Raw genomic sequence first — 25,202 nt, 5'->3', positions numbered from 1 at the left:
TAAAAGAGAATGCATCCTTGGGAGGAAAGCATGACAGACCTGAACATCACTGCGGACGCGGTTGCCGCAGACAATGACAAGAGGGCAAGCGCGCTAACGTCAGACTATACGGCGCTTGGCGAAAAGCTGGCGCGCAGCAATATCGACATCGACGCCGTCACCAAATCCGTTTCCGAGTTTTTCGTCGCCGTCCCCTCCTGGGGGGTCGGCACCGGCGGCACCCGTTTTGCCCGCTTTCCAGGACTGGGAGAACCGCGTCATATCTTCGACAAGCTCGACGATTGCGGCGTCATCCAGCAATTGACCCGTGCCACACCGAAAGTCTCGCTGCATATCCCATGGGACAAGGCCGATCCGAAGGAATTGACAGCCAAGGCCGCAACTCTTGGCCTTGGCTTCGACGCCATGAACTCCAACACGTTTTCGGACGCCATTGATCAGGTCCATTCCTACAAATACGGGTCACTCAGCCATGTTGACGCCGCAACACGGCAACAGGCCATCGAGCACAATATCGAATGTATCGAACTTGGCGATCAGCTTGGCTCGAAAGCTCTGACCGTCTGGGTTGGCGACGGCTCCAACTTTCCCGGCCAGAGCAATTTTACCAAGTCATTCGAGCGCTATCTCGCGTCGATGGCCGAAATCTACAAAACGCTGCCGGATGATTGGCGGCTATTTTCCGAACACAAGATGTATGAACCGGCCTTCTACTCCACCATCGTTCAGGATTGGGGCACCAACTACCTGATTGCCCAGACGCTGGGGCCGAAGGCACAGTGCCTTGTCGATCTTGGTCACCACGCGCCCAATACCAATATTGAAATGATCGTGGCGCGGCTAATCCAGTTCGGTAAACTGGGAGGCTTCCACTTCAACGACTCGAAATATGGCGACGACGATCTGGACGCCGGTTCCATCGAACCTTACCGCCTATTTCTGGTGTTCAACGAGCTGGTGGATGCGCAGTATCGAGGCGTCGAAGGCTTTCACCCGGCCCATATGATCGACCAGTCGCACAATGTGACCGATCCGATTGAAAGCCTGATCGCCAGCGCCAACGAAATCCGCCGTGCATACGCCCAGACCCTGCTGGTGGACCGCGCCGCTCTGGACGGCTATCAGAACGATAATGATGCGCTGATGGCAACCGAAACACTGAAGCGCGCCTATCGCACCGATGTGGAGCCGATCCTGGCAAAGGCCCGGCTGGACGCAGGCGGCGCAATCGACCCGGTCGCGGCTTATCGTGCTTCCGGTTACCGCGCCAAAGTTTCGGCAGAACGGCCAGCGGTCAAAGGAGGCTCTGGCGGCATCGTATAGTTGCATGCTCACAAACGGTTCTTGGTTCCAGTGAGTTTTGAAGCTATGCATCAGGGGGCTGGGGCGGCAATTTTGTCGCGCCCGGTCTTTTCTGTCGGAGCCCTGCGTGTCCAACATTTCTCCCGCGTCCAGCCATCAGTCGCATCAATGCTGCCTCTGTCATAAAACCGTTCCGCCAAGGCATTTGCATGCCGTCAACTCAATGCGATCTTCGTTGATAGAATTGATCGAGGCGCAATGCGGCCCGTTGGCCGCCGATGCCCGGATCTGCGATGACGACCTGTCAGCATTGCGTCGCCAGCGGGTCGAAAAACTGCTTCAGGAAGAACGCGGCGAACTTTCGGACCTTGACCGGCGCGTGATCGCCGATCTTGGCCGCGATGTTTCCACGGTTCAGACTGCGGCGGCGGAGATCGAACGGCCCACCCGGTTTGGCGATCGCGCCTCGGATGCTGTCGCCTCTTTTGGCGGTTCGTGGCGATTCATCATCATCTTTTCCATCATCCTCGTCACCTGGATGGCAATCAACTCTATCGGGCTATTTCTTCAGCCTTTTGACCCCTATCCCTACATCCTCCTGAACCTGCTGCTGTCCTGTGTCGCCGCAATGCAGGCGCCAATCATCATGATGAGCCAGAAGCGCCAGGAGGAAAAGGATCGGCAGCGGGCGGAGAACGATTACATGATCAACTTGCGCGCCGAACTGGAAATCCGCCAATTGCATGAAAAGATCGACCACCAGATGGCCCATCAATGGGCGCGCTTGGCCGAGTTGCAGCAGATACAGATCGACCTGCTCGAGGGCCGGATTTCCAAAAAAGATATATGAGACTCCAATTTATTAGATTTATTTAATATTAAGGTAAGAAACTGGTTCTACATTGTTTCTCACAGGGAATGGATCTTCCTCCGGCGTCCCCTCTGCCATTCTGAGATCCATTCGCCCAACCTGTGGCCGCCCGAAGAAGTCCCCTCGACTTCGGGAATTGCTTTAGCGCCGCGCCTCAAAACGCGGCGCTTTTTTTTGCCCAATTTTGTTGTTCCGCTATGGAATGGGGCGATAGATGACCGTATCAAAGCGCTCAGTCTTTCTGGTCAATCGGCTTAAACGTTTTCGGATCGAAATAAGCTTCGACTGCGTTGCCGCTGGAATCGACAGCGTGGGCCTCATAGCACCCGTCGCCACTCCTGATAGAGCGAACATTCCAGCCCTCTCCTTCAAGCTTTCTCTGCAAACTCTCTCGGGGTTGCCATTCTTTCAGCGGCACCGCGCATTTTTCCTCAGCCAGAACCGTGCCTGCCAGAGCCACAGTGATAGACAAGGCAATCAGCACAATCTTCATATCGACCCTTCTGTCTACCAACCCATCAACGGCTTCGGGGAACTGTCGCCGCACGCAGATAACGAACGTAGAAAATGCCGTTTATCAACGCGACTGCCCTTTATCGTCGGTTGCGCTGACACCAAGCTGAAGATCCGCTGTGTGCAGCCTACCAAGATTTTTCTGAAATTTCGACCCGCTTAAGCTAGGTGTCATAAAGAACGTCAAAAGCTTTTTATTTCGGGCGTCTTGCGCCTCTGCCGTTCTGATCGGAGACACACATGCGGGTATTGCTGGTAGAGGATGATGCAGTTCTGGGTCAGGCCATTCGCGATCATGTCGGGGCAGCCGGTCATGCTGTGGACTGGATGAAGGGGCTACAGGACGCTGAGGCCTGCACGAGAACCGTTGCCTATGGCCTGATCCTGCTTGACCTGCGTTTGCCTGACGGCAACGGCATCGACTTTCTGAAAAGGTTGCGCGAGCATGGCGACGTAACCCCACTCATCATCCTCACAGCTCATGACCAGATCTCGGATCGGATCGAGGGCCTCAACTCTGGCGCTGACGATTATCTGGTCAAGCCCTTCAATCTCGATGAGTTGACGGCGCGCATATTGGCTGTTGCGCGCCGCTACGCCGCAAAGCCAAATCCAATCATTCGCATCGGCACATTGGAAATCAATCCCACCGAGCGGCGTATTGCCGATGGTGCCGAGGCCATTAGCCTCTCCAGCCGGGAATGGGCGGTGCTGGATGCGCTTTTGGCACGGCCTGGCGCTGTGGTCTCCAAATCCCGTATCGAGGAAGCCCTTTATGCGTTCGGATCGGAAATCGAAAGCAATACGGTGGAAGTCTATGTCAGTCGGCTGCGCAAGAAAATCGGCAAGGATCGCTTGCTAACGGTCCGCGGCGTTGGCTACAGCATTGCGGGGGCGGCATGACCAAGCCAAGCATGACCCGCAAACTTCTCCTGTGGCTTTCCGCTGCGATTACCGTGCTTTGGCTGGTGGCAGCAAGCTGTGGCGCCATTGTCATGCAGGCTGAATTTGGCGAGATTTTCGACAGCGCCCTGCAGGAGACCGGCGACAGGCTTTTGCCATTGGTCGTCGATGACATCATGCAGCGCGACCCGCTGAAAAGCCCCGTGCAAATCCTCAGCACTGTCGATCCCAATTCCGATGGATATCTGATCTATCAGGTGAGGGACGCCAGCGGTCGCGTGCTGATGCACTCCCATACCGAGGCAGCAGCCCCGCTGCCAGCGCCGCTGACACCCGGTTTCTGGCAAAACGACAAATACCGGATCTATACGACCACAGCGGTCAGCGACACGATCATCGTTCAGGTGGCCGACTCGATGAAACACCGGCATATCTCTGCCCTTGCGGCAGGTCTTGCCATGTTGCTGCCAGTGATTGCGCTCGTCCCCCTCAGCGTTTTAGCCGCCTGGCTGATCATCCGCCGTTCCCTGCTTCCCGTTGAACAGTTTCGGCAGGAAATCAGCGGGAAGGACCACGGCAATCTGGTGGAAATCGACCTTAGCCCGCTGCCCAAGGAATTGCAGCCCATAGGACGTTCCGTCAATCTTCTGCTCACCCGATTGCGGGCCGCTTTGGACGCCGAGCGCGAATTTACCGCCAATAGTGCCCACGAATTGCGCACCCCCATTGCCGGCGCTCTGGCGCAGACGCAATTGATGCTGTCCCAGTTGAAGGAGCAGGAAGCCCGCGCCCGGGCAAGTCAGGTTGAAGCCTCGCTGCAAAAGCTTGCCAGCCTGGCGGAAAAACTGTTGCAATTGTCTCGTGCAGAAGCGGGCATCGGCTCGACCGGGCAGCCTGTCGATCTGGTACCCGTGCTCGATCTTGTCGTGGAGGATTTCCAGCGCGCCACGGGAAATGCCATTGTTTATCGACACCCGCCAACAGCAACCTTGCCACGCGCCGTCAGCGAAGACGCCTTTGCCATCGTCATCCGTAACATGATCGAGAATGCTGTGCGACATGGAACACAGGGCGCGCCAGTTGAGGTGACGCTTGGCGAAGACGGCACGATCCGCGTCGTCAACGGTTCACCGGTTTTGCCACCCGAACAATTGATAGCCATCCGAAAACGCTTCCAACGTGCCAATGCCACCACGCCCGGATCGGGCCTCGGCTTGTCGATTATCGAGCGTTTGGCAGAGCAGATGAATGCCCGTTTTGATATCCTGTCGCCCGCCAGCGGGCGACAGGATGGATTTGAAGCCCGGATAAGGATTTAAGCCACCGATTAGATCGTCCTGTCGCCAACAGCGCCAAGCCAGTCCTGCGGATTAGCTATGGTAATGGTGCTGCGGATGTCCTGGGCATGGGCACCGATTAGTAGCCGATACTGACCCGCTACCGCCCGGAATGCCGCTGCATCGACATCGTAATAACTCAGGTCGCGCGGGTTGATTTCAAGGGTCACTTCGCCGCTTTCACCTGGCTCCAGGGCAATCTTGGCGAAGGCCCGCAACTCCTTCAATGGACGTTCAACGCCAGAGACAGGTGCTTGGACATAAAGCTGCACCACATCGGACCCCGCACGTTTTCCGGTATTGGAGACCCTGACGGAGACTGTCACGCCGGATTCCGTCATTTCGGACGCGGAGGCCTTTGGCTCATCCCACTCAAAACTAGTATAGCCAAGCCCGAACCCGAAGGGAAAAAGCGGCTCGACGTTACGGCTGTCGTGATGACGGTAACCGACAAAGACACCTTCCTCATAACGCACATGGCCATCCTTGCCGGGATAGATCGACGGGTCATTTGTGATGGCGGAGTTATCCGACAACTGCTTTGGAAACGTTTGCGGTAGACGCCCGCCCGGTTCCTGATCGCCAAACAGCATATCGGCCACCGCATTGCCAAGTTCCTGGCCTGGATACCAGACCTGAAGCACCGTCTTGACCTTTTCCAACCAAGGCATTTCAACGGGGCCACCGGTTTGCAGCACAACAACGCAATTCGGATTGACGGCGCTAACGCGCTCGATCAATTCTTCCTGACGGCCCGGCAGGCGCATATCGGGCAGATCGAGACCTTCCGTATCCCATTGCCCCTCGCGCCCAACAAAGAGCAATGCCACATCCGCGCCTCTTGCACATTCTACTGCTTCCACCATCGCGTCTTCACCGAGAATTTTCTCGATGCCGAAACGGATCGCGGTGATATGGATGCCGTATTCCTCTGGCGGTGGCGACAGGTATTCAACTTTGATCGCGTAGCTACGGCCAGCCTTCATCTCCACCGAGTGCCGAATTTCATCATTGGCCGTGCCAAAAAAATTTTCGCCGCGCTTCCAATCGGTATAACCGTCGATCACCAGTTCCCCATCGACATACAGCTTGGCAAGACCCGAATTGGTCATGCCTAGCAAATGTGGACCATCCTCCTGCGGCGTGAAGGTGCCGGTGAACCGCACCGAGAAATCCGTCAGAGACAGATCCGGCGATGGCAGTTCGAACCAGAAAAACTCCCCTGTCTGCACCGCTTCCGTTGCAACAGGAGTACCCTGACAATTGACGCCCTTGAAATACTCGACAGTGACCGGCTGCGAAAACAGCTTGACCAACCGGCTATTGCCGCAGGCCACACTGTGCTGCACATCAGCAGTGCCTTGCAGAGCCGCGCGAATGCCCTCAAGCGGGCTGATTGTATAATGTGCATTGATCTGGGCGCTGCCGCCGCCCATCACCCGGGCAACAGCCGCATTTGGACCAATAACCGCGACACGCTTCAGGGAAGCTTTTTCCAACGGCAGGATGTTGTCATTCTTCAGAAGGACCGCACCTTCAGCGCCAATTTTGCGGATTAACGCCCGATCAGCGGGAAGATCCTCGGCATGTTCGGACAGGTCAGGCGCGGACGAAAACGCCCCGACACGCTCCAGCAGAGTGAGAATGCGCCCCGCCGCTTCGCGCACCGTTTCTGGCCTGACGGTGCCGTCGCGAACCGCCTGCACCAGCTTTTCACCACGATCACGAGTTGGACCAGGCATTTCCAGATCAAGCCCTGCATTGACGGATTCGGATGTAGAATGGGAGCCGAACCAGTCGGACATGACAATGCCGTCAAAGCCCCATTGCTCACGCAGCACATCCGTCAACAACCAGTTATGTTCGCTTGTATAGGTACCGTTCAGCCGGTTATAGGAGGACATAACCGCCATAACACCCGCCTTTTTCACCGCCTGTTCGAAGGGCAGAAGATAGATTTCGCGCAAGGCGCGTTCATCGATATCCGAGGACATCGTCTGCCGTTCGATCTCGGATTCATTGCCGGCGAAATGCTTGATCGTGGCCGCCACACCCTGGCTCTGCACGCCTTTGATATAAGCAACAGCCAAAGCCGCCGTCAGCATCGGGTCTTCGGAATAGCATTCGAAATTGCGCCCGTTCAACCCGGACCGATGGATATTGACAGTTGGCGCAAGAAGGACGCTCGCGCCCTTGCTCTTCACCTGTCCCGCCAAAGAGACACCCACCGCCTCGATGAGCGCCGGGTTCCAGGTGGCACCGAGCGCAATCGCAACGGGATAGCAAGTCGCCTTGACGCCGCCAACCAATGACCCGCCGCCGCGCGCGCCGTTTGGCCCGTCAGTCACCTTGATCTTTGGAATACCGAGCCGCTCCACCGGCACAGTGGTCCAGAAATCCGCACCTGATAGCACGGAAACCTGCTCCTCAAGGGTCATCTCATCAAGCAGACTGTCGATCATGTGATACTCCTCCCTATTTACCTACCAACTACTCGGTATTATTATTTCTCGCAAGAGATCCTGTCTGCCTTCACCCGGTTTTCGATTGAGCTCCAAAGGCGATCAGGTTCGGATTGAGCCATCACCCTTGGCCTCTTACGTTTTCGTTTGTCTTTTCAGAAAATTGGGTTCCACTTTTCCCAAGACAAGCTCTAAGGAAGGCATGCGATGCAACCTGAAAGTGAGATAAATGGCAAGACAGGACATATCCGATGCAGGCCTACCTCCCGTCGATACGGTCGCAGGCCGCCGCCGGAATTCGGTGAAAGGGGCCGCGCGGCGAGAAGAAATTCTGCAGGCTGCACTCAACCGTTTTGCCAAGGATGGCTTTCAAAATGCTGCAATCGCAGACATTGCTGAGGATGTCGGCCTGTCTCTTCCTGGTCTTCTGCATTATTTTCCGACCAAGGTTGACCTTCTCCTGGCGATCCTGGAACGGCGAGACAAAGAGACAGCGCCGGACTTAAACAAGAAAACCCCGCATTGGCGCGATTTCCTCGGCCTATTGGTTGAGGTCACCAACCAAAACATGCAATCGGAGGGGGTTGTGCGGGCATTTTCGATCCTTAACGCCGAAAGCCTGCTTGCAGGGCACCCGGCCCAGGCGTGGTTTCACAAACGTAGCCTGCAACTGCGCCACAAACTGGCCAGTATCTTTGCAGAAGGCATTCTGAATCATGAGATCAAATCCGACATAGATCCCCAAGGGATAGCAACGGAAATTATCGGCCTGATGGACGGCTTGCAAATGCTCTGGCTGCGGCTGCCCGACAGTACAGATATGGGCGTCCTGTTTTCCGCTTATGTCGCGCGGCTGATCGCGTCGATTGAGGTCGCTGAAAAGCCGTAAAATCGGAAGGTAAAGCTTTTCGGCAAAGCCGCAGTGTCGCTGGCGCATGCCTGCGCTCTCGACCTTTCCCCCCTGAGAGCCTATTTCTCATTTCGATTAGATGGAGGATTGCGGCGATAGCGCAGAGTCCACCATCCTCTAGGCGAAAGTTGGAAGACAATGACTGAGATTGACGAGCCCCAGGGCGAATTGACATTACGCACACTTGCCATGCCAGCCGATACCAATCCCGCCGGAGATATTTTTGGTGGCTGGGTTTTGGCACAGATGGACGCAGCCGCTGGCATCCGCTCTTCCGAGCGTGCGAAAGGCCGCACGGTCACGGCGGCGGTCAAGGAAGTTAGCTTCAAACGCCCGGTCAAAGTCGGTGATACCGTGTGCATCTACACATCCATCAGCCACGTCGGTCGCACCTCCATGACACTCTATGTCGAATGCTGGGTCCGCCGGCAGTTTACGCAGGAGCGCCAAAAGGTCACAGACGCCCATTTCATCATGGTGGCGCTGGACGAAAAAGGCGCGCCGCGCCAGGTAGAACCGGAAGCTGTATAACCCATCAGGGCAGAGTGCGGCACTTTCCGATTGCCTCGGCAAGTCTGCGGACCACATCGCTGTCGGTTTGCATCTGCCCTGCCCTGGCAAAACCAAACTCGACCAGAACGGGATCAGCCTCGATCGGTACGCTGCAAGAGGCGTGAAACTCCCGCAGGCCTGCCTGCCAGAACGGCGCGATGCGATCAGGCCTCAACCCGCCGCCGGGCATGATGACGATCCGGCCATCTGCCGCCCTTGAAAGCGATGTCAGCCGATCGAAACCGGCGACCACCGATTGCGCGCCACCGGACGTGAGAATTCGGCCAAATCCGAGCGCAATCGCCTGCTCCAGCGCTTGCTCAAAGTCCGGCACAAGATCGAAAGCTCGGTGCAATGTCATGGCGAGGCCAGATACGACCGCCGTAAGTTTGCCAAGCACCTCGAGGTTCAGCCGTCCATCAGGCAGAGACGCCCCAAGCACGACACCGGATAACCCTGCCTGCCGCGCGGCTTTGATATCCGCCACCATGACGGCGACCTCATCGGTTGAGAACACGAAACTACCTGCCCGTGGCCGGATCATCGCAAAAACCGGGATCGGCGCCTGAGCGGCGCGCTGCATCAGACCTGACGTCGGCGTCAGCCCCCCGCAGTCAAGGGCAGCGCAAAGCTCAATCCGGTCAGCGCCACCGGCAATCGCCGCCTCCAGCCCCGCAACGGAATCGACGCAGACTTCCAGCAAACCGCTATCGTTCTTTTCTGGTTCACGTTCTGCCATGATGCTCTCTTCTCTGTATTCCGGTCATTGAGCGCCCCTGAAGGACCGTGGCTTTTCCAGTATCAGCAACAGCAAAATACCGCAGAAGCCAGCCAGGGCACCGAGCATTGCCGTGCCTGAATAATTGCTGACCCCGGTGCCGAAAGCAAAGAGCAGCGAGTTCAATCCACCGCTCAGGAAGATATTCACCGCAATAAGCGAGCTACCAAGTCCGGCTCGATCGGCAATCAGGTTTTGCAGATAGGTAATCGGCACACTGATAATCGCCGCCGCCCCGAAACCCGCAATGCCGGAGAGCAGATAGACATGTTCTGGCCGCGAGGCGAGGCCGAGGCCCAGCAGATAGACGCAATAGATCAGCGAACCGGCAACAAGCGTCGCCACACTGGAGGTTTTGCGCTCCACCCAGCCCCAGAACAGAATGAAGACGATTTCCAGAAAGGCAACGATACCGACGATAATACCGACATCGCCGGTCGTGCCATGTGCTGGCCCGGTCATGACTAGGGGCAGCACGACGCCGTTCATTTGCAGCATGGCGGTGATCAGCGCGATGGCGCCAAGCCGCAACAATAATCCTGGCGAAGCGATTTTCGACAAGGATGAAAAAAACGCCAGACTTGCGGAGGGTTCGGCCCGTGCCTCCGCCTTCGGTAACCAGACCAGAAACAGCACGAAGCAGGCAAGCCCGCCGAGACTGGCAAACAGAAAGGCAGGCAACATGCTTTTCTGACCTGCCAGAAAGAAACCGACTAGGCCGGGCACCAAGACCCAGGAGGCCGAGATAACGGCCCGCACGCCGGAATTGACCGCAATCAACTCACGCACCGGCATATCCTTGGATGCGGCACGCACATTGGCAAATATCAGCGAATTCAATGCGTTGTAAACCGGCAGCAACAGAAGCGCGGAACCAACGAAGATGATCTGGTTCGGTTCGAGGAACACCACCCCATAACCGACCACGCCAAACAGGCTGACAATCACCATCGGTATACGAAAATGTCCAAGCCTGTCGGCCAATATCCCCACGGCAACGCTGGCGGCGACATTGACGCAGGACGCGATGAAGATCAGCAGCGAGTAATGTGCATTGCTCAATCCCAACTCGTGTATGCCGATGATCGACATATAGGGAGCCGTGGTCGCACCGGACAAGCCGAAGAAGAAAATCGCAATCGCGCTAATCCGGATACCCGGATTGGCGGCGATTATGGAGAGGACTGGCGGCATGAACGCGCTATCTTTGTAAAAACAAGCTGCCGCTGGGTTCACTGGCGGCATCTTTGGGGAAGGAGATTGCTGATCTCTCGTTTAAAGCTTGCCTGGGAGCCTGGCGGATTCAGTCTGTCCCTGAACAATTGGCGCTACCCGTCCACCGCGCTGAGGTCGTCGCTTGCGGCTGGTAATCGAAATCCTTGACGAAGGGATAGATCGGTTGTTTGCGGCGATTGCTCGGCAAGGCCTCGATATCCTGGTTGATGACCCCATCGGTTAGCGCCATCAGGTTCGGATTGGAAATTGGCTGAAGTTCGGGAGAAAGATAGCCAGACTTTACCACCAGCAACCGCACCGCTTTCGGATCAATGCCATGCCGGTTGAAATCGGCCAGATTGTGGTAGGGCCTGCGCTTACTGGCGAGAATAAGGGTAATACCACCGATTTTGACGATGGCCTGGCGCTCCATCGCCACACCCGGATCATCCAGTCGAAGCACCTCGCAATCAACCTGAACAGACGGGCTCGCCGGATCGAGTGAGCCACCAACCTTCAGCGCCAATTTCGCCCCCACGCCCGCAGAAAAACAGGCATCGACAGCGGGCTTGTCGGTAATCCCGCCAATCACCGCCCCGTCGAAATCGCGGGCAATCAATGCCGCCAGGACATCGGCGCGGTCGCCAACTCCACCGCCGGTGGGGTTGTCGCCCGAGTCAGCGAGAATAATTGGCCGGGTCCGGGTCGTTTCGGCTATGTCGAGCATATCATTCAGGGATCCCGTTACCGGGCCGAACAGGAAGGCTTGGCGCGCCTCCCAGTAAGACTGTGCGATCTCTTCAGCCACCTTTTGCGCCTCGCTTCGATCCACACCAGTAACCACAGCACAGGCAGTGGCGCGGGGCTCGTCGGCCCAGACATAACCAACCATCAGATTAGTATCCCATATGCCTGAGCGCTGATCATGCTTCGGCAATTGCGAGTAAAGGCTTTTGGCTGGCTCGTCTTCAGTAGAGGTTCGTTCTCCGGGAAGAAGAACCGGCACAGGCGCCCAGGCGACACCGGGCGTCTCGCCAGTCCGCAGCGCCTTTACCAACATGTCCCAGGCCCGCACCATGGTTTCGCGCACATCGATATGCGGCGCTGTCCGATATCCGGCAAAGATATCCAGCTGATCGATGATTTTTTGGGTGACATTGCCGTGTAGATCATAGCTCGCCGCAACAGGACAATCTGGTCCAACCACGGCGCGCGCAGCCGAAATCCAGTCCCCCTCGGCATCGTCCATGCCCTCGACATTCATGGCACCATGCATGGCGAGATAGAGCCCGTCTAGCGGCAAAGCGGCTTGCAGCCGTTCCAGGAACTCGGCCTTGAAAGTCTCATAGGTCTGACGCGAAACCGGGCCGCCCGGAACGGCGCGGGCATGCAGCAAGGGCAAAGGCTTCACCCCATCCGCGCCAAGAAAGCTGAAATAATCGGCACCTAAGAGATCGCCACCGCGCAGCACGCGAAAATCTTCGATCTGCATCAGCACCGGCGATGACGTGCTGCATTCCGTGTGAATCCCGCCAACGGCAATTCGAAATTCCATGTCCGATTTCCTTAAAAACGTGGCATCAGCGGCGCGAGCGCTGCAAACCGCAGCCAGTCCTTCTGATCCCTGGGGGTCCAGGCGGCCTCGGCAACAGCTGGCAGGCGTGGGAAGACGAGGTGGTTGAAGTAATCCCTATTCAGGAAATGCTCCGACCAGATACAGGCCTGCACACCCCGCATCCTCGGCTTTAATTCCTCAGGAAATTCCGCGACGGCTTCATAGGTGTAGGTATGGTGCGGCGGCACGGTGCCGGCCCAGTTGGCGCCCGGCTCCTGCCACGCCTCGTCCTGCACCATGTCGAGATAATAGGCCTGTCCCGGCGTCATCACCACGTCATAGCCCTGCCGCGCCAGATCCAGTCCTACCTCCGGCTTCTGCCAGGCCATCAGCAGCGTTCCCTGCGGATCGACACCGCCGCCATGGGAGACTTCGTCCCAGCCAGCCAGTTTCTTGCCGCGTTCCTTCAACATCTGCTGAATGCGCTTCATGAAATGGCTTTGCAGCCCGAATGTGCCGTCAATGCCCTCCTGCTCCATCAGCTTTTTCGCCAGTGGCGAGGCCATCCAGGTCTTGGCGGCAACCTCGTCGCCGCCGACATGCACGAGATCGGAGGGAAACAGCGTCGCCATTTCATCCAAGACCGTGCCGAGAAACGCATAGGTCTGCTCGATGGCCGGGTTAAGCGCGTTATTCGGATAGCCCTGGACGGACCGGTAGCTGTCAGGTGCTTCCTGGCCATCGACCAGCTCAGGCAAGGCTGTCAAGATCGCCGTGCTATGACCGGGAATATCGATCTCAGGCACGACTTCGACATGCAACAAAGCGGCATGGGCGACGATGTGTGCAACATCCTCCTGGGTGTAAAAACCACCGACCGGCTCCGCACCATTGCCAAGCTGCGGCAACATCGGCTCATCCGGGCCACGCAGAACGCCGAGTGTCGTCAGTTGCGGATACGCCTTGATTTCCAACCGCCAGGCCTCGTCATCGGTCAAATGCCAGTGGAAAATATTCAGCTTCATCCAGGCCATGATGTCGATCAGCCGCAGAACGTCCTGCGTCGGATAAAATTGTCGGGACACATCAAGATGGCAGCCGCGCCAACCATACCGTGGCGCATCCTTGATCTGGCCGGACGCCGGAAACCGAAACTGTACGGGCTCCTGTCTTGCTCCATGCAGCATTTGCGCCAAGGCCGTCAGTCCATATTGCCGTCCCGCCTCATCGCCAAAGGACAGCATAATCTCCTCAGCAAAGTCTAGGCGATAGGCGGATGCGCCAAGTGCGGGATCATAGGCGAACTTCAAAGCCTTGCCCTGATCGACCGGGGCCAGCGAAAACGGCACATGGCCAACCGCAAACAGCCGCCGGTAAAGCGCATTGATCCGTTCAACCGCCTGCAAGCTAGGAAGATCCGTACCCTTGGTGGGATAGATCGCCACCGGAAAACCATCACCCGCAGCAAGGTTCGCCTCGACGGGCCAGGGCAACAGCGAAAAAGGCTTGCTGGCCTCCCCCTTCGGCAACAGAACAGGGGCAGGCTCGCTCACCCGGCCTTGCAACATCAGATCATCGACCGCGACCGCGACATGACGTCCATCGGCAAGTGTCAGATAGGCCGATTTTGCGCCATCCGTGCGGTGTCGTGCGGGCCGCCAAAGGCCCTGAACCGTAAATCGCCAACACGCTCCTGGCGCCAAAACCAAGCCTTCCGGTGGTGCAAACTGGTGAAAATTGGCGTTGCGCCGCAGGAAAATAGCGTTGTCGCAGACCGGGCCGTCCTTCACCCGCGTCAAGGCGGTATAGGCAAGTTTGAAACCGCTGATGGGCTCAGAGGATAAATTGTAGAGGGTGAAGACGAAACCACCGCCGTCATCGCCCTCGACAGGATGCCAAGCATTGTCCAGACGAAAAGCGACTTCAGTCATGACGGTTCCCCTTGAGGTCTGAATGGATGGAGGATCAATAATGCTCGGACTGTGAAAATGTCCGCGCAAGTTCGCTTTGGCCTGCCGTCAACCCACAATCGACGGGAAGGCAGACGCCGGTAATGGCAGCAGCCTGATCGCCAGCCAGAAAAAACACCGCATTTGCAACATCCTGCGCCGTCGCGATCCGTTGCAAGGCATACCAGCGCTTGGCCTCTTCGAACACGGCAGGATTGGCAGCGGCGCGCGCTTCCCAGGCCTGGGTGCGCACCGTGCCGGGCGCCACCGCATTGGCACGAATGCCAAATTTCCCATATTCCACCGCGATCAACCGGGTCAGATGGATCAGGCCAGCCTTCGCAGCGCTATAGGCGGGATGGCCGAACACGGCCATGCCATTGACCGAAGCAATATTGATGACCGCGCCTTGTGATTGTTTCAGTTGATTTTCCAAAGCCCTAAAGGTCAGGAATGCCGCTTCCAGATTGAGCGCATTATCCTGGCGCCAGATGGCCGCATCGGTATCGTGCAGACTGACGGCCCTTGCCGCCCCGGCATTGTTGACGAGGGTCTTGGTCACCCCAAACTGCTGCACCGCAGATGCCAGAGCATTGATGCTGGCCTCGTCGGTGACATCACAGACCACAGGCACGAATATATCCCCGGACCCAAGACTGACCGCAGCCGTATTCACCGCAGTCTCATCAATATCGGCCAGCACCACCACATCGTGGCTTGCGGCCAGACGGCTGGCAATTGCCCGCCCGATATCACCGGCGGCACCTGTTACCACAGCCACGGATTTCGCCATCCTAGTCTCCGAGAATCTGACGGTCGTCGCCATCGCGATGTTCGACCAATTGTTGTTTGATATGGCGCAGCGTCACCATGGAAAGCTTGCGATTGCGATAGGCAACCAGACTGGCGATGACATCGACAATGGCCAGATAGGCAAAGCGGGTCGAAGTCGGGCGAAAGATATTATCGCCTTCCGGCAGGTCGATACCAACAACCAGCTCGGCAGCCTTGGCGACAGCGCTGTCACTCTGGGTCAGGGCAATCGTGGTAATACCATTGTCACGCGCCAGCGCGAAACAGCGCGCCATTTCCAGATTGCGCCCCGAGAAGGACGAGCCGACAATGATATCATTGCTGCGCGCCGCTGCCGTCAGCATCAATTGCATATGGTGATCGTTACAGGCCGTAACCCGTGACCCCAACCGGAACAGCCGGTTTTGCAATTCCGTGGCGATCATCGATGAATTGCCGCCCGAGCCGAACGCGTAGATCATTTCGGCTCGGGAAATCCGGTCTGCGACCTTTTCGATCATGGCTGCATCCAGCGCGCGATGCATCATGAACAGGGCGTTCTGCGCCTTGGTGATGACGTCCTCGGCAACATCCTGTGGCTCGGTGCTTTTCGCTTCCGGGTTCAGGTAACGCACGCCGACATAAGCAGTCTTCGCCAGATTGACCTTGAAATCCGAAAAGCTCTGGCATCCAAGCCTGCGGCAAAAACGGGTCACGGTCGGCGGCGACACTTGCGCCCTCTCCGCCAACTCGATGATCGACGCACCGACGGCAAATTCCAGCTCACTCAGGAGAATGTCGGCAATCCGCTGTTCGGAAGGCGAAAATTGCGCGCGATCTTCCTGTATGGTGGCGAAGATATCCATAAGCCCTCACAAACCAACCTTATTTGGTCGCCTTATAGGCTATGCAGTCGATCTCGACCTTGCAATCGACCATCATTGAGGCCTGGACACAGGCGCGGGCTGGCGGATGTTCGCCAAAATAGCCCTGATAGATCTTGTTGAAGCTCCAGAAATCGCGCGGATCATCAATCCAGACGCCGCAACGCACGACATGCTCTACGCTGTAGCCGGCCTCATGCAAAATGGCGATCAGGTTGCCAATCGCCTTATGGCTCTGCTCGACAATCCCGCCCTGGATGATTTCGCCGTCTTCCATCGCCACCTGGCCGGAGACATGCAGCCAGCCATCGGCTTCAACCGCTCTGGCAAACGGCAGTTTCTGCCCACCGGCACCTGCTTTTTCCGCACCATACCGCTTGATCGTCATCTCGACCTCATGCAAATTATTTTCGTGATCAATTGACAATTCATCATAGAAAACCGAATTTGACTAGGGATTTTCATAGAACATGAAAATATTTTAGACAAAGGTGGCTGAGATGCGCGATCCCTTCAAAAACCCCTTCCCGGCAACCGATGCTGCGCGCCATGCGATCTGGGAGATGCTGGTGCCCCGCGACATCGATGCTTTTCTGGCAGCAGACTGGTCGATGGTGGAAGGTGATTTCGTCGAGGACGGCTTCATCGGCATCAACGGCAATCGCGATCCCAATCCTGATCATTGGCGTCTGACTTTCCCCAATCTCGCGGCCTATCGCGACGAATGGCTGCGCCAGGCCAAGGATTTTGCCGGTCAGAGCCATGGTGAAGACCCGCGTACTGCAATTTTCTTTACCACAACGCTGGAAGAGATCGAAATCGAAGGCGAGACCGCTTTGGTGCGCAAAAAATTCGATGGCGGCATCAAAAAAGCCGATGGCGGTTTCGACACCATGCAATGGCAAACGCTTTATTATTGCCATCTGCACGAAGGCCGCTGGAAAATTTCAGGCTTTACCGGCTATTTGCCCAACCCGATGGGCTCAACCCCCATTAGCGTCGCCTGATCGCCAACCATCTGACCGTCAACCGTGATTGGAGGCCACTCCGTGCGCATTTTTACAGCCGCCTTTGCAACGGAAACCAACACGTTCTCGCCGATCTGCATCGACCGGCGCGCTTTCGAGGCTTCCCTTTACGCCCCGCCTGGGCAGCACCCGGCAACCCCCACGCTCTGCACCGCGCCAATCACCGTTGGCCGTGAGGTGTGCGGCGAAAAAGACTGGGTGCTGATTGAAGGCACCGCGACCTGGGCCGATCCAGCCGGGCTCGTCAATCGACAGACCTATGAGAGCCTGCGTGACGAAATTCTAGACCAGTTGACGGCAGCGCTTCCCGTCAATGCCGTTTTGCTCGGCCTGCATGGCGCCATGGTGGCGGATGGCTACCTAGACCCGGAAGGCGATTTCCTAAGCCGCATCCGCGCCATTATCGGGCCGGATGTGCTGCTTGCCGCAGAACTGGACCCGCATAGCCACCTCACAGCCAAGCGGGTTGAGGCGGCGGATGTCTTTGTCGTCTTCAAGGAGTTTCCGCATACGGATTTCGTTGACCGCGCCCGTGACCTCTGGCGGATCGTCGTCGATACGCTGGAAGGTGGCATCACCCCCGTCATGTCGGTCTTCGACTGCCGGATGATCGATGTCTTCCCCACCTCGCGCCAGCCGATGCGCGGTTTTGTGGACAAAATGTTGCAGATCGAACGGGAAGATCCCGACGTCCTGTCGCTATCGGTTATTCACGGTTTCATGGCCGGAGACGTGCCGGAGATGGGCACGAAAACCATCGCCATCACCAATGGCAAGGTGGAAAAAGGCCAGATGCTGGCCCGCAGCCTTGGCCTTGAACTGTTCGAAAAACGCGGCACGTTCATGATGCCGCAGATTGATGAAAAACAGGCCGTGGCCGAGGCGCTCGCAAATCCAGCCGGGCCGGTGGTGATTGCCGACATGTGGGACAATCCCGGCGGCGGCACAGCAGGAGATGCGACCGTGCTGCTTGAGGAACTTCTGGCGCAGGGTGCGACGAATACCGCCGTTGGGATGATCTGGGACCCGATTGCCGTGCAGATCTGCATGGCCGCTGGCGAAGGTGCGGAAATTCCGTTGCGTTTTGGGGCCAAATCCGCGCCAGGCACAGGCAATCCTGTCGATGGCTTGGTAAAGGTGGTAAAACTCGTACCCAATGCCGAAATGCAGTTCGGTGAAAGTGTCGCCCCGTTTGGCGACGCCGCTCATATCCACCTAGACGGCATCGATATCGTGCTCAGTTCCGTTCGGGTGCAAAGCTACGACCCTTCGCTGTTCACAGCGCTCGGCATCGATCCAACGTCCAAACATATCCTTGCGATCAAATCCACCAATCATTTCTATGCGGCTTTTTCGAAGATCGCCTCTGACATCCTTTACTGTTCAGCGGGATCGCCTTATCCCAATAATCCGGCTACCAACCCTTATCGGCGGGTTCGCCGCGACATCTGGCCGATCTGTGCCAATCCATTTAACCTCGCCCAGGACACGGAGACTGCCTGATATGGACCGCCCAATTGACAGACCAGGTCCAAGACCCGGCGATACGGTTCTCTCGCTTTCGACCCCGCTGCCGCTGATTGACGAGGATCGGCTTGCAGCCAATATTGCCCGGGTCCAGTCCTATATGGATGCCCACGGCCTTGCCTTTCGCCCGCATATCAAGACCCACAAGATTCCAGCCCTTGCCCGCCAGCAGCAAGAGGCGGGTGCGACCGGCATCAATTGCCAGAAAATTACCGAGGCTGAGGTGTTTGCCGATGCCGGGTTCGAGGACATATTGATTACTTTCAATATTCTCGGCCCTGAAAAGCTCGTGAGGCTCGCTGCCCTGAATGAGCGGATATCCGGCCTGAAGGTGGTGGCCGACAGCATCGTTACCGTCGAAGGCCTTGCAAGCTATTTTGCAGACCGCAAACCTCTGACCGTATTGGTGGAATGCGACACCGGTGCGGGACGCTGCGGTGTGCAGACACCCGCTGAAGCTGTTAAATTGGCGCAAGTGATTTCAGTCAGCAAAGGCCTACGATTCGGTGGGGTGATGACCTATCCCAAGGCCCACACAGAACAGGTCGTCGAAAGCTTTTTTGCGCAAATCCTTGCCAGCCTGACCACTCTGGGCATTGCCTGTCCGATTGTCTCGAACGGCGGAACGCCAAGCCTATTTTCCGCCCATCTTGTGCCATCAGCCACCGAGCATCGCGCTGGAACCTATATCTATAGCGACCGTAGCATGGCGAAGGCTGGACATGGCACGCTTGACGATTGTGCAATGCATATCCTCGCCACGGTCGTGTCGCGCCCGACACCGGATCGCGCCATTCTGGATGCGGGCTCCAAAGCGCTGACATCTGACCTGCTCGGCTTTAGCGACTATGGCCTAATCGTTGACTATCCGGATGCTGTCATTACCAACCTGTCCGAAGAACACGGTACCGTCGATCTCTCGAAGATGACCGGTAAGCGGCCCGAGATCGGCGAAAAAGTGCGGATTATTCCCAATCATACCTGCGTCGTGTCAAACCTGTTCGACATCATGACATTTCACCGGAATGGTGTGGTGACGCGGGTGGAGCAAGTGGCGGCACGCGGCTTGGTTTGGTAGCCGCGTTTCCGCCTATTCTTAATCCTGAACCGCCTTCAACGCATCCGGCAGAGTTTCCGCCTGCCAGTTGATATGGCGTTCCAGCGCCTCACCATCAGCGTCGAACAGATGGCAATCGCTAGCCTTGATCGTCGTTGTCATGGGCTGGTCTGGCTGAACGGGTGCAGATCCGGGGAAGACTGCACAATAAGGTTCACCATTCGCCAGCGACGCATAGGCGATTGTGCTGGCACCGAGCCGCTCAACGACACTGGGTGTCACAGTGATGGAAAAATCACCTTTGCCGAGCGCCAGATGTTCTGGGCGAATGCCAAGCGTCAGCTCCTGACCCAGCATATCGGGACGTCCGGTCACCGGGATGGTCACCATTCGGCCTTCATAGGCGACGGTAACACCATTGGGTCCGACGCCTTTACAGGAGACCGGCACGAAATTCATCTTCGGATTGCCGATAAAACCGGCAACAAACAGGTTTTGCGGTTTGTGGTAAAGCTCCAGAGGTGCCCCTACCTGGGCAATATGACCACCATGCAACACGACGATTCGGTCAGCCATGGTCATCGCTTCGATCTGGTCGTGGGTGACGTAGATCATAGTTGCCTTCAACTGCCGGTGCAGCCGGGTCAACTCGATGCGCATATCGGCACGTAAGGCGGCGTCGAGGTTGGAAAGCGGTTCATCGAACAGGAAAATCTTCGGCTCGCGGACGATGGCCCGACCAATCGCCACACGCTGCCGCTGACCGCCGGAAAGCTGGCCCGGTTTCTGCTGCAAGCGCTGATCGAGTTGCAAAACCTTGGCCACTGCGTCGATCTTTTCACGGATCTGCGCTTCGGGCATTTTCTCGACCCGCAACGGAAAAGCGATATTTTCAAACACCGTCATATGCGGATAGAGCGCATAGGACTGGAACACCATGGCAATGCCGCGCTCAACCGGCGGCAGCGCATTGACCCGAGCTCCATCGATGACGATATCGCCGCTGGTCGTATCGTCCAGTCCGGCAATCATCCGAAGCAGCGTGGACTTGCCACAGCCGGATGGGCCGACGAAGACCATGAATTCGCCGTCCTTGATGTCGAGCGAGACGCCCTTGATGACATCGAAATGGCCAAAGGATTTGACGACTTTGTTGAGATAAAGCTGGCCCACCGCGCTGCGTCTCCATACCAACCGGCGACCAAGAGGCGACCGGCGAAATTCCAAACAAAAACCGGCTGCGAACCACGATGATCCGCAGCCGGAGCCCCGATGTTTACTTGTACTGGTCGATAGCAGCCGACGCCTTCTTCAAGGCCTCAGCAGGCTCGGCCTTACCAGTGACGACAGACTGGACCATTTCGATCATCACATTCTGGAAACCCTTGTAATCCTTGAACAAAGGCTCAGGACCACCGAAGGCGATACCATCGATGAACGGCTTCCAGTAAGGCTTATCCTTGATCAACTGCTCAACCTTAGCGGAAGGACGAAGCGGCGTCAGGCCGGAATCGGTCGTCAGTTCGTATTCTTCCTGCGGTTCTGGTGAGGTAATGTATTTGGCAAATTCCGTTGCCTTGTCCTCGACACCGGAGCCCTTGAAGATCGCCAGGCTATCGGTGATCAACAGCGTGCCGGGGCCCTTAGCCGAAGGACCGAGCGGCAAAGTCGTCACGCCCCAGTGGATGTCGGTCTTCTGCAGGCGATAGGCCGCACCCGTGCTATTCTGGATCATCCCGGCCTTGCCGTCGAGAAAGATGGCCCGGATTTCATTCTGCTCGTAGGCAGTTGCCCCTTCAACCGAATAGGGAGCAATGTCCTTATAGGCCTGAAGCGCTGCCAGCACTTCCGGGCTGTCCATGACGATCTTGCCGTCCTTGTCCATCACCTGACCGTTATTGGTATACACCCAATGCATGAACTGGTGCATGGTGTTGTCGAAGGTCTTGGCAGGCATGCCGTAACCGGCAATTCCGGTCTTTTCCTTGATCTGCTTGGCAAAGGCAATTTCCTCAGCCCAAGTCTTCGGTGGGGTTTCCGGGTCAAGACCGGCTTTCTTGAACAGGTCCTTGTTCCAGAACAGCGCCTTGGTGGAGAAGGCAATCGGCACGCCCCACTGGGTATCGTCAAACGTTACGGTATCGACGATATTCGGATAATAACTCTTCTTTTCGGCATCCGTCATCGGCACCTTGACGATCAGGTCGTTCTCGGCGAACTCCTTCAACGTGCGCGAACCGACATAGGCCATTGCGACAGGTGTCCCGGCGGCAGCCAAGGTGGTTGCCTTGTCCTGGCACTGTTCCCAGCCGACCACTTCCGGCGCAATCTTCCAGCCCGGATTTTTGCCTTCCCAGACCTTGATATATTTCTCATGGATCGGGTCGATCTTGTCGCCACAATAGATCCAGCTGATTTCCTTATCCGCCGCAAAACTCGACAGAGCCGAGCTTGCCAGCAGCGCCAGCGCACCCGCCATGATGGTCAAAGTGTTTTTCATCGATGGTTCCCCTTTGTTGACATTAAACGTGTCTTGGTTGTTTCGAAACCGGCTGCCTACTTGACTGCACCCGCCGTCAGGCCACTGACCAGATAGCGTTGCAGGAAGAAGATCATGATCATCGCCGGCGCAATACCGACGAAGCTTGCGGCCATCAGCTCGTTCCAGATCACTTCCTGACGGCCGAAATAGGCAAACAGGCCAATCGGCAGTGGCATGTATTCCGTCTTCGAGTTGAAGGTCAGCGCGAAGATGAAATGCTGCGCATAGGCGGTAATGAAAGTGGTGATGCCGACGACGGCAATCCCTGGCATGGCAAGCGGCAGAACAACGCGCCGGAACGTATAGAAATAGCTCGCCCCATCCACATAAGCTGCTTCCTCAAGCTCCCGTGGAATCCGCATCATATAGGTTCTCAGCAACCAGATGGCGGTCGGGATCAGGAAGGCGATCAGCGGCACGATCAGCGCGAAATAGGTGTTCAGCATTCCCGAAATCCGCATCAGCCGAAAGATCGGAATGAGCAGAACCGCGCCTGAAAACATGTTGACGGCAAGGAACGTCCCCAGCAATACGCCCCTGCCGCGGAATTCGAAGCGGGCAAAGGCATAGGCTGCCGGGACGACGAGCAGCAGAACCACCACCGTTGCCGTGATCGAGATAAAGAAGGAATTGAAGATATAGCGGCCAAAGCCCGGAACATGGTCCCACATGGTGCGGTAGGCTTCGAATGAACCATTTTCCGGCCAAAACCGATAAGGTGACGAAAACAGCTGGCTGAGCGGCTTCAGTGACACCAGGAACCCTTCCACGAAAGGTGCCAGCACGAAGGTGAGAAACACCGCGACACCGCAATAGATGCCGATGATTTCGTACCATTTGTAGCGATTGATCATCGCCTGCCTGTTGGTGCTCATCGGGAATGCTCCTGCGAAAGGCGGCTGGTGACGCGGAAGTAGAAATAGCTGAAGATCGACAGGAAGATGCAGATCAGCACAGCGCGCGCCGCCCCTTCACCGTATTTGTACGACCCAATTGCCGTCTTGTAGGTATCGATAATCATCGTCGTCGTGCCGCCGCTTGGGCCACCGCGCGTCAATATCCAGATGATATCGAAGGAATTGAAGGTCGAGATCAGCGAAATCATCGACATGGTAATCATCGCTGGCATCAGCAGCGGCAGGGTGATGCGGCGGAACCGGTAAAACCGCCCGGCCCCGTCCGTCCAAGCCGCCTCGTGCAGATCCTGCGGGATCGCCTGCATTGCCGCCAGCAGATAAAGCGTCACCATTGGCACGCCGATCCATACATCGGTGAAAATCGTCGCCCAGAACGCCGTCGATCCATATGCGAGGAAGGCAACCGGGCCATCGACCAGGCCCACCCGCTGCAACATGCCGGAAATCATCCCGAACTGGCCGTTATACATCCAGCCCCACATGAAAATGCCAATCGCCATCGGCACGATCCAGGGCGGCATGGTCAGGATGCGAAACAAGGTTCGCCCCGGCACAGCGGTGTTCAGAAGCGTCGCGCCGAACGTGCCGATAATCATCTTGAACAGCACGGAGAAGAACGTCCACACAAAGGTGCGGATAATGACATCCGCGAAGGTGGCGTTGAAGATCTTGTTGTAATTATCCCAGCCGACCCAGTTCGTCACCCGTTTCAACGACGCATCGGTAAAGGACAGGATGAAGGTATCGACCAGCGGATAGGCAACGATGATGGCGATATAGATGGTTGCCGGCAACAGCAGGCACCAGGCGAAGAAAACGGCTCTGCGTTTCGCCTCCATGACCATCCCCTATGCCGACTTTGCAGGGGCGGCGGACGCCTCGCCATGCAGGCAGGCATCGTAACGCGCCCAGACAGGCGCGAGATCCACCACTTTACGCTCGGCTCGCGCCTGATCCAGCGCCAGGGCCAGAATTCCCGCCTCGATAGCGTCGAGAGCCGAAACCGGTTGTTTCGCACCGGTTTCAATAAAGGCCAGCACATCGGCTGCCATTTGTTCGTCGGCGCCGTAATGCTGCGACTTCTCGGAAGGTGCGCTATAGGTCTTGGCAATGACCTTGTCGTTGTTACGGGCATTGTGGACATCGAGGAAGCCGCGCACGAAGTCGCCCTCAGCCATACCCTTCGAGCCGATCACACAGAAACGGCGAAACTGATCGGGCACATTGAGATTGGTGTGAAATGTCATCGCCACGCCATTCTCATATTCGATGATCGCGGTCTGGTAATCGATAATGTCGGCATCGCTATCAAAGACCTTGTCGGAGCCGAGCCAACCGCTTGGTTTGCGGTGATAGACTTCCATGTCGTTGACGCCATCCTGCTCCGGCGCATTTTCCGGAATGAAACTCTTGCGACCACCAAAACTGGCGACGAAACGCGGGCGTGCGCCGACAACACCATTGTAAAGATCAAGGTCGTGACAGCATTTTTCCAGCATGAAACCGCCGGTATAGCGCCCGTAGCGGCGCCAATCGCGCATGAAGAAGGCGCCATGATACGGCTCGATATGCTCCGACGCCTCGATGGAGACGACATTGCCAAGCAGGCCATCCGCCTGCGCCTGACGCAAATCGCGGTAGAGCGGCGAATAGCGAAGAACAAGACCCACCAACAAGCGGTCATGACCATACATATGGAGAAGCGAAGCGAGTTCGAGGCTTTCCTCGATGGAAATCACGATCGGCTTCTCGGTAAAGACCGTCAATCCGGCTTCAAGTCCTAGTCGGATATGCTGGATATGCAGGTGATTGGGCGAACCGATCATCAGCAGATCGAAGCCGCCCCCGGCAATCAGCTGTTCCGGTGTTTCATATGCTTTGCCTGGCGATACACCTGCCTCAACCAATCCAGGCAGGCCTGCCGGACTGGGATCGACATAGCCGACAATCTCGAAAGACGGATCGATCTCACTGAGCACTCGACCGAGATAACCAAGCCGGAAACCAAGCCCGATAATGGCGACTTTCATGCTGGAATTTTCCCCGTTCACGTAATTTATTTTCTTGAGACTGCGAATTTTTGGCGGTTTCGTCAATAGAGAAAGCAA

23 protein-coding genes are annotated in these 25,202 nt (G+C 56.8%); 9 read left to right on the top strand and 14 right to left on the bottom strand.

The window, feature by feature from the left end:
- Positions 1-30 precede the first annotated feature (30 nt).
- Both rhaI and AVCG78_RS21885 read left to right on the top strand, forming a co-directional pair.
- The gene (gene rhaI, locus AVCG78_RS21890) at positions 31-1,323 is read left to right on the top strand and encodes an L-rhamnose catabolism isomerase (protein WP_071207066.1); all 1,293 of its coding nucleotides are present in this window, start codon (positions 31-33) and stop codon (positions 1,321-1,323) included.
- A gap of 214 nt (positions 1,324-1,537) precedes the next feature.
- Positions 1,538-2,152 (top strand): DUF1003 domain-containing protein, encoded by a 615-nt coding sequence (locus tag AVCG78_RS21885; protein ID WP_234636294.1) that lies wholly within the window; start codon positions 1,538-1,540, stop codon positions 2,150-2,152.
- Positions 2,153-2,405: 253 nt separating this feature from the next.
- On the opposite strand, the gene AVCG78_RS21880 is transcribed toward AVCG78_RS21885, so the two are convergent.
- Positions 2,406-2,666, bottom strand: a complete 261-nt coding sequence (locus AVCG78_RS21880) for a PepSY domain-containing protein (protein ID WP_071207312.1) — start codon at positions 2,664-2,666, stop codon at positions 2,406-2,408.
- 260 nt (positions 2,667-2,926) lie between these two features.
- On the opposite strand from AVCG78_RS21880, the gene AVCG78_RS21875 reads away from it, so the two are divergent.
- Entirely contained in the window at positions 2,927-3,589 is a 663-nt protein-coding gene (locus AVCG78_RS21875; RefSeq protein WP_071207068.1) for a response regulator transcription factor, read from the top strand.
- Complete coding sequence (locus AVCG78_RS21870; RefSeq protein WP_071207069.1) at positions 3,586-4,908, top strand: sensor histidine kinase; 1,323 nt, start codon at positions 3,586-3,588, stop codon at positions 4,906-4,908. The genes AVCG78_RS21875 and AVCG78_RS21870 overlap by 4 nt, the downstream gene beginning before the upstream one ends.
- A gap of 8 nt (positions 4,909-4,916) precedes the next feature.
- On the opposite strand, the gene AVCG78_RS21865 is transcribed toward AVCG78_RS21870, so the two are convergent.
- Positions 4,917-7,388: a beta-glucosidase gene (locus AVCG78_RS21865; RefSeq protein ID WP_071584523.1), complete on the bottom strand. Its 2,472-nt coding sequence runs from the start codon at positions 7,386-7,388 to the stop codon at positions 4,917-4,919.
- A gap of 229 nt (positions 7,389-7,617) precedes the next feature.
- Between AVCG78_RS21865 and AVCG78_RS21860 the strand changes: the two genes are divergently transcribed.
- Together AVCG78_RS21860 and AVCG78_RS21855 are read left to right on the top strand one after the other, a co-directional pair.
- Entirely contained in the window at positions 7,618-8,277 is a 660-nt protein-coding gene (locus AVCG78_RS21860) for a TetR/AcrR family transcriptional regulator (protein ID WP_071207071.1), read from the top strand.
- Between the two features lie 159 nt (positions 8,278-8,436).
- Complete coding sequence (locus AVCG78_RS21855) at positions 8,437-8,829, top strand: acyl-CoA thioesterase (RefSeq protein WP_012654468.1); 393 nt, start codon at positions 8,437-8,439, stop codon at positions 8,827-8,829.
- A 4-nt stretch (positions 8,830-8,833) separates the two neighbouring features.
- Here AVCG78_RS21855 and AVCG78_RS21850 read toward each other — a convergent pair whose 3' ends face one another.
- The 7 genes from AVCG78_RS21850 to AVCG78_RS21820 all read right to left on the bottom strand — a co-directional run bounded on the left by AVCG78_RS21850 (position 8,834) and on the right by AVCG78_RS21820 (position 16,411).
- Positions 8,834-9,589, bottom strand: coding sequence for a copper homeostasis protein CutC (locus tag AVCG78_RS21850; protein ID WP_071207072.1), 756 nt, complete (start codon positions 9,587-9,589; stop codon positions 8,834-8,836).
- Positions 9,590-9,613: 24 nt separating this feature from the next.
- A complete protein-coding gene (locus AVCG78_RS21845; protein ID WP_071207073.1) occupies positions 9,614-10,822 on the bottom strand; it encodes an MFS transporter in 1,209 nt (402 codons plus the stop codon).
- 109 nt (positions 10,823-10,931) lie between these two features.
- Positions 10,932-12,398 (bottom strand): M81 family metallopeptidase, encoded by a 1,467-nt coding sequence (locus tag AVCG78_RS21840; RefSeq protein ID WP_071584524.1) that lies wholly within the window; start codon positions 12,396-12,398, stop codon positions 10,932-10,934.
- Between the two features lie 11 nt (positions 12,399-12,409).
- Positions 12,410-14,329 (bottom strand): beta-N-acetylhexosaminidase, encoded by a 1,920-nt coding sequence (locus AVCG78_RS21835; protein ID WP_071207075.1) that lies wholly within the window; start codon positions 14,327-14,329, stop codon positions 12,410-12,412.
- A gap of 34 nt (positions 14,330-14,363) precedes the next feature.
- A complete protein-coding gene (locus AVCG78_RS21830) occupies positions 14,364-15,140 on the bottom strand; it encodes an SDR family oxidoreductase (protein ID WP_071207076.1) in 777 nt (258 codons plus the stop codon).
- A 1-nt stretch (position 15,141) separates the two neighbouring features.
- Positions 15,142-16,005, bottom strand: coding sequence for a MurR/RpiR family transcriptional regulator (locus AVCG78_RS21825; RefSeq protein WP_071207077.1), 864 nt, complete (start codon positions 16,003-16,005; stop codon positions 15,142-15,144).
- A 19-nt stretch (positions 16,006-16,024) separates the two neighbouring features.
- Complete coding sequence (locus AVCG78_RS21820) at positions 16,025-16,411, bottom strand: RidA family protein (protein WP_071207314.1); 387 nt, start codon at positions 16,409-16,411, stop codon at positions 16,025-16,027.
- A 112-nt stretch (positions 16,412-16,523) separates the two neighbouring features.
- Between AVCG78_RS21820 and AVCG78_RS21815 the strand changes: the two genes are divergently transcribed.
- From AVCG78_RS21815 to AVCG78_RS21805, 3 genes are read left to right on the top strand one after another with little or no spacing between them, the layout of a single operon-like run.
- Positions 16,524-17,030, top strand: a complete 507-nt coding sequence (locus AVCG78_RS21815; protein WP_071207078.1) for a hypothetical protein — start codon at positions 16,524-16,526, stop codon at positions 17,028-17,030.
- Positions 17,031-17,072: 42 nt separating this feature from the next.
- Positions 17,073-18,554, top strand: a complete 1,482-nt coding sequence (locus AVCG78_RS21810) for a M81 family metallopeptidase (RefSeq protein ID WP_071207079.1) — start codon at positions 17,073-17,075, stop codon at positions 18,552-18,554.
- A 1-nt stretch (position 18,555) separates the two neighbouring features.
- The gene (locus AVCG78_RS21805; protein ID WP_071207080.1) at positions 18,556-19,656 is read left to right on the top strand and encodes a D-TA family PLP-dependent enzyme; all 1,101 of its coding nucleotides are present in this window, start codon (positions 18,556-18,558) and stop codon (positions 19,654-19,656) included.
- Positions 19,657-19,674: 18 nt separating this feature from the next.
- Here the strand turns inward: AVCG78_RS21805 and AVCG78_RS21800 are convergent, their stop codons facing one another.
- The 5 genes from AVCG78_RS21800 to AVCG78_RS21780 form a co-directional block, all read right to left on the bottom strand.
- The gene (locus AVCG78_RS21800; RefSeq protein ID WP_071207081.1) at positions 19,675-20,808 is read right to left on the bottom strand and encodes an ABC transporter ATP-binding protein; all 1,134 of its coding nucleotides are present in this window, start codon (positions 20,806-20,808) and stop codon (positions 19,675-19,677) included.
- Between the two features lie 103 nt (positions 20,809-20,911).
- Entirely contained in the window at positions 20,912-22,114 is a 1,203-nt protein-coding gene (locus AVCG78_RS21795; RefSeq protein WP_409065502.1) for an ABC transporter substrate-binding protein, read from the bottom strand.
- A gap of 77 nt (positions 22,115-22,191) precedes the next feature.
- Positions 22,192-23,052, bottom strand: a complete 861-nt coding sequence (locus tag AVCG78_RS21790) for a carbohydrate ABC transporter permease (protein WP_012654455.1) — start codon at positions 23,050-23,052, stop codon at positions 22,192-22,194.
- Positions 23,049-23,933 carry a carbohydrate ABC transporter permease gene (locus AVCG78_RS21785; RefSeq protein ID WP_012654454.1) on the bottom strand — a complete coding sequence of 295 codons (885 nt, stop codon included), beginning with the start codon at positions 23,931-23,933 and terminating at the stop codon, positions 23,049-23,051. The genes AVCG78_RS21790 and AVCG78_RS21785 overlap by 4 nt, the downstream gene beginning before the upstream one ends.
- 9 nt (positions 23,934-23,942) lie before the next feature.
- Positions 23,943-25,124: a Gfo/Idh/MocA family protein gene (locus AVCG78_RS21780; RefSeq protein ID WP_071207083.1), complete on the bottom strand. Its 1,182-nt coding sequence runs from the start codon at positions 25,122-25,124 to the stop codon at positions 23,943-23,945.
- Positions 25,125-25,202: the final 78 nt, after the last annotated feature.

Origin of the sequence: Gillisella vitis (genome assembly GCF_021559775.1) — a bacterium.
Lineage (GTDB): Bacteria > Pseudomonadota > Alphaproteobacteria > Rhizobiales > Rhizobiaceae > Allorhizobium > Allorhizobium ampelinum.
This window is presented reverse-complemented; position numbering and strand designations above follow the sequence as displayed.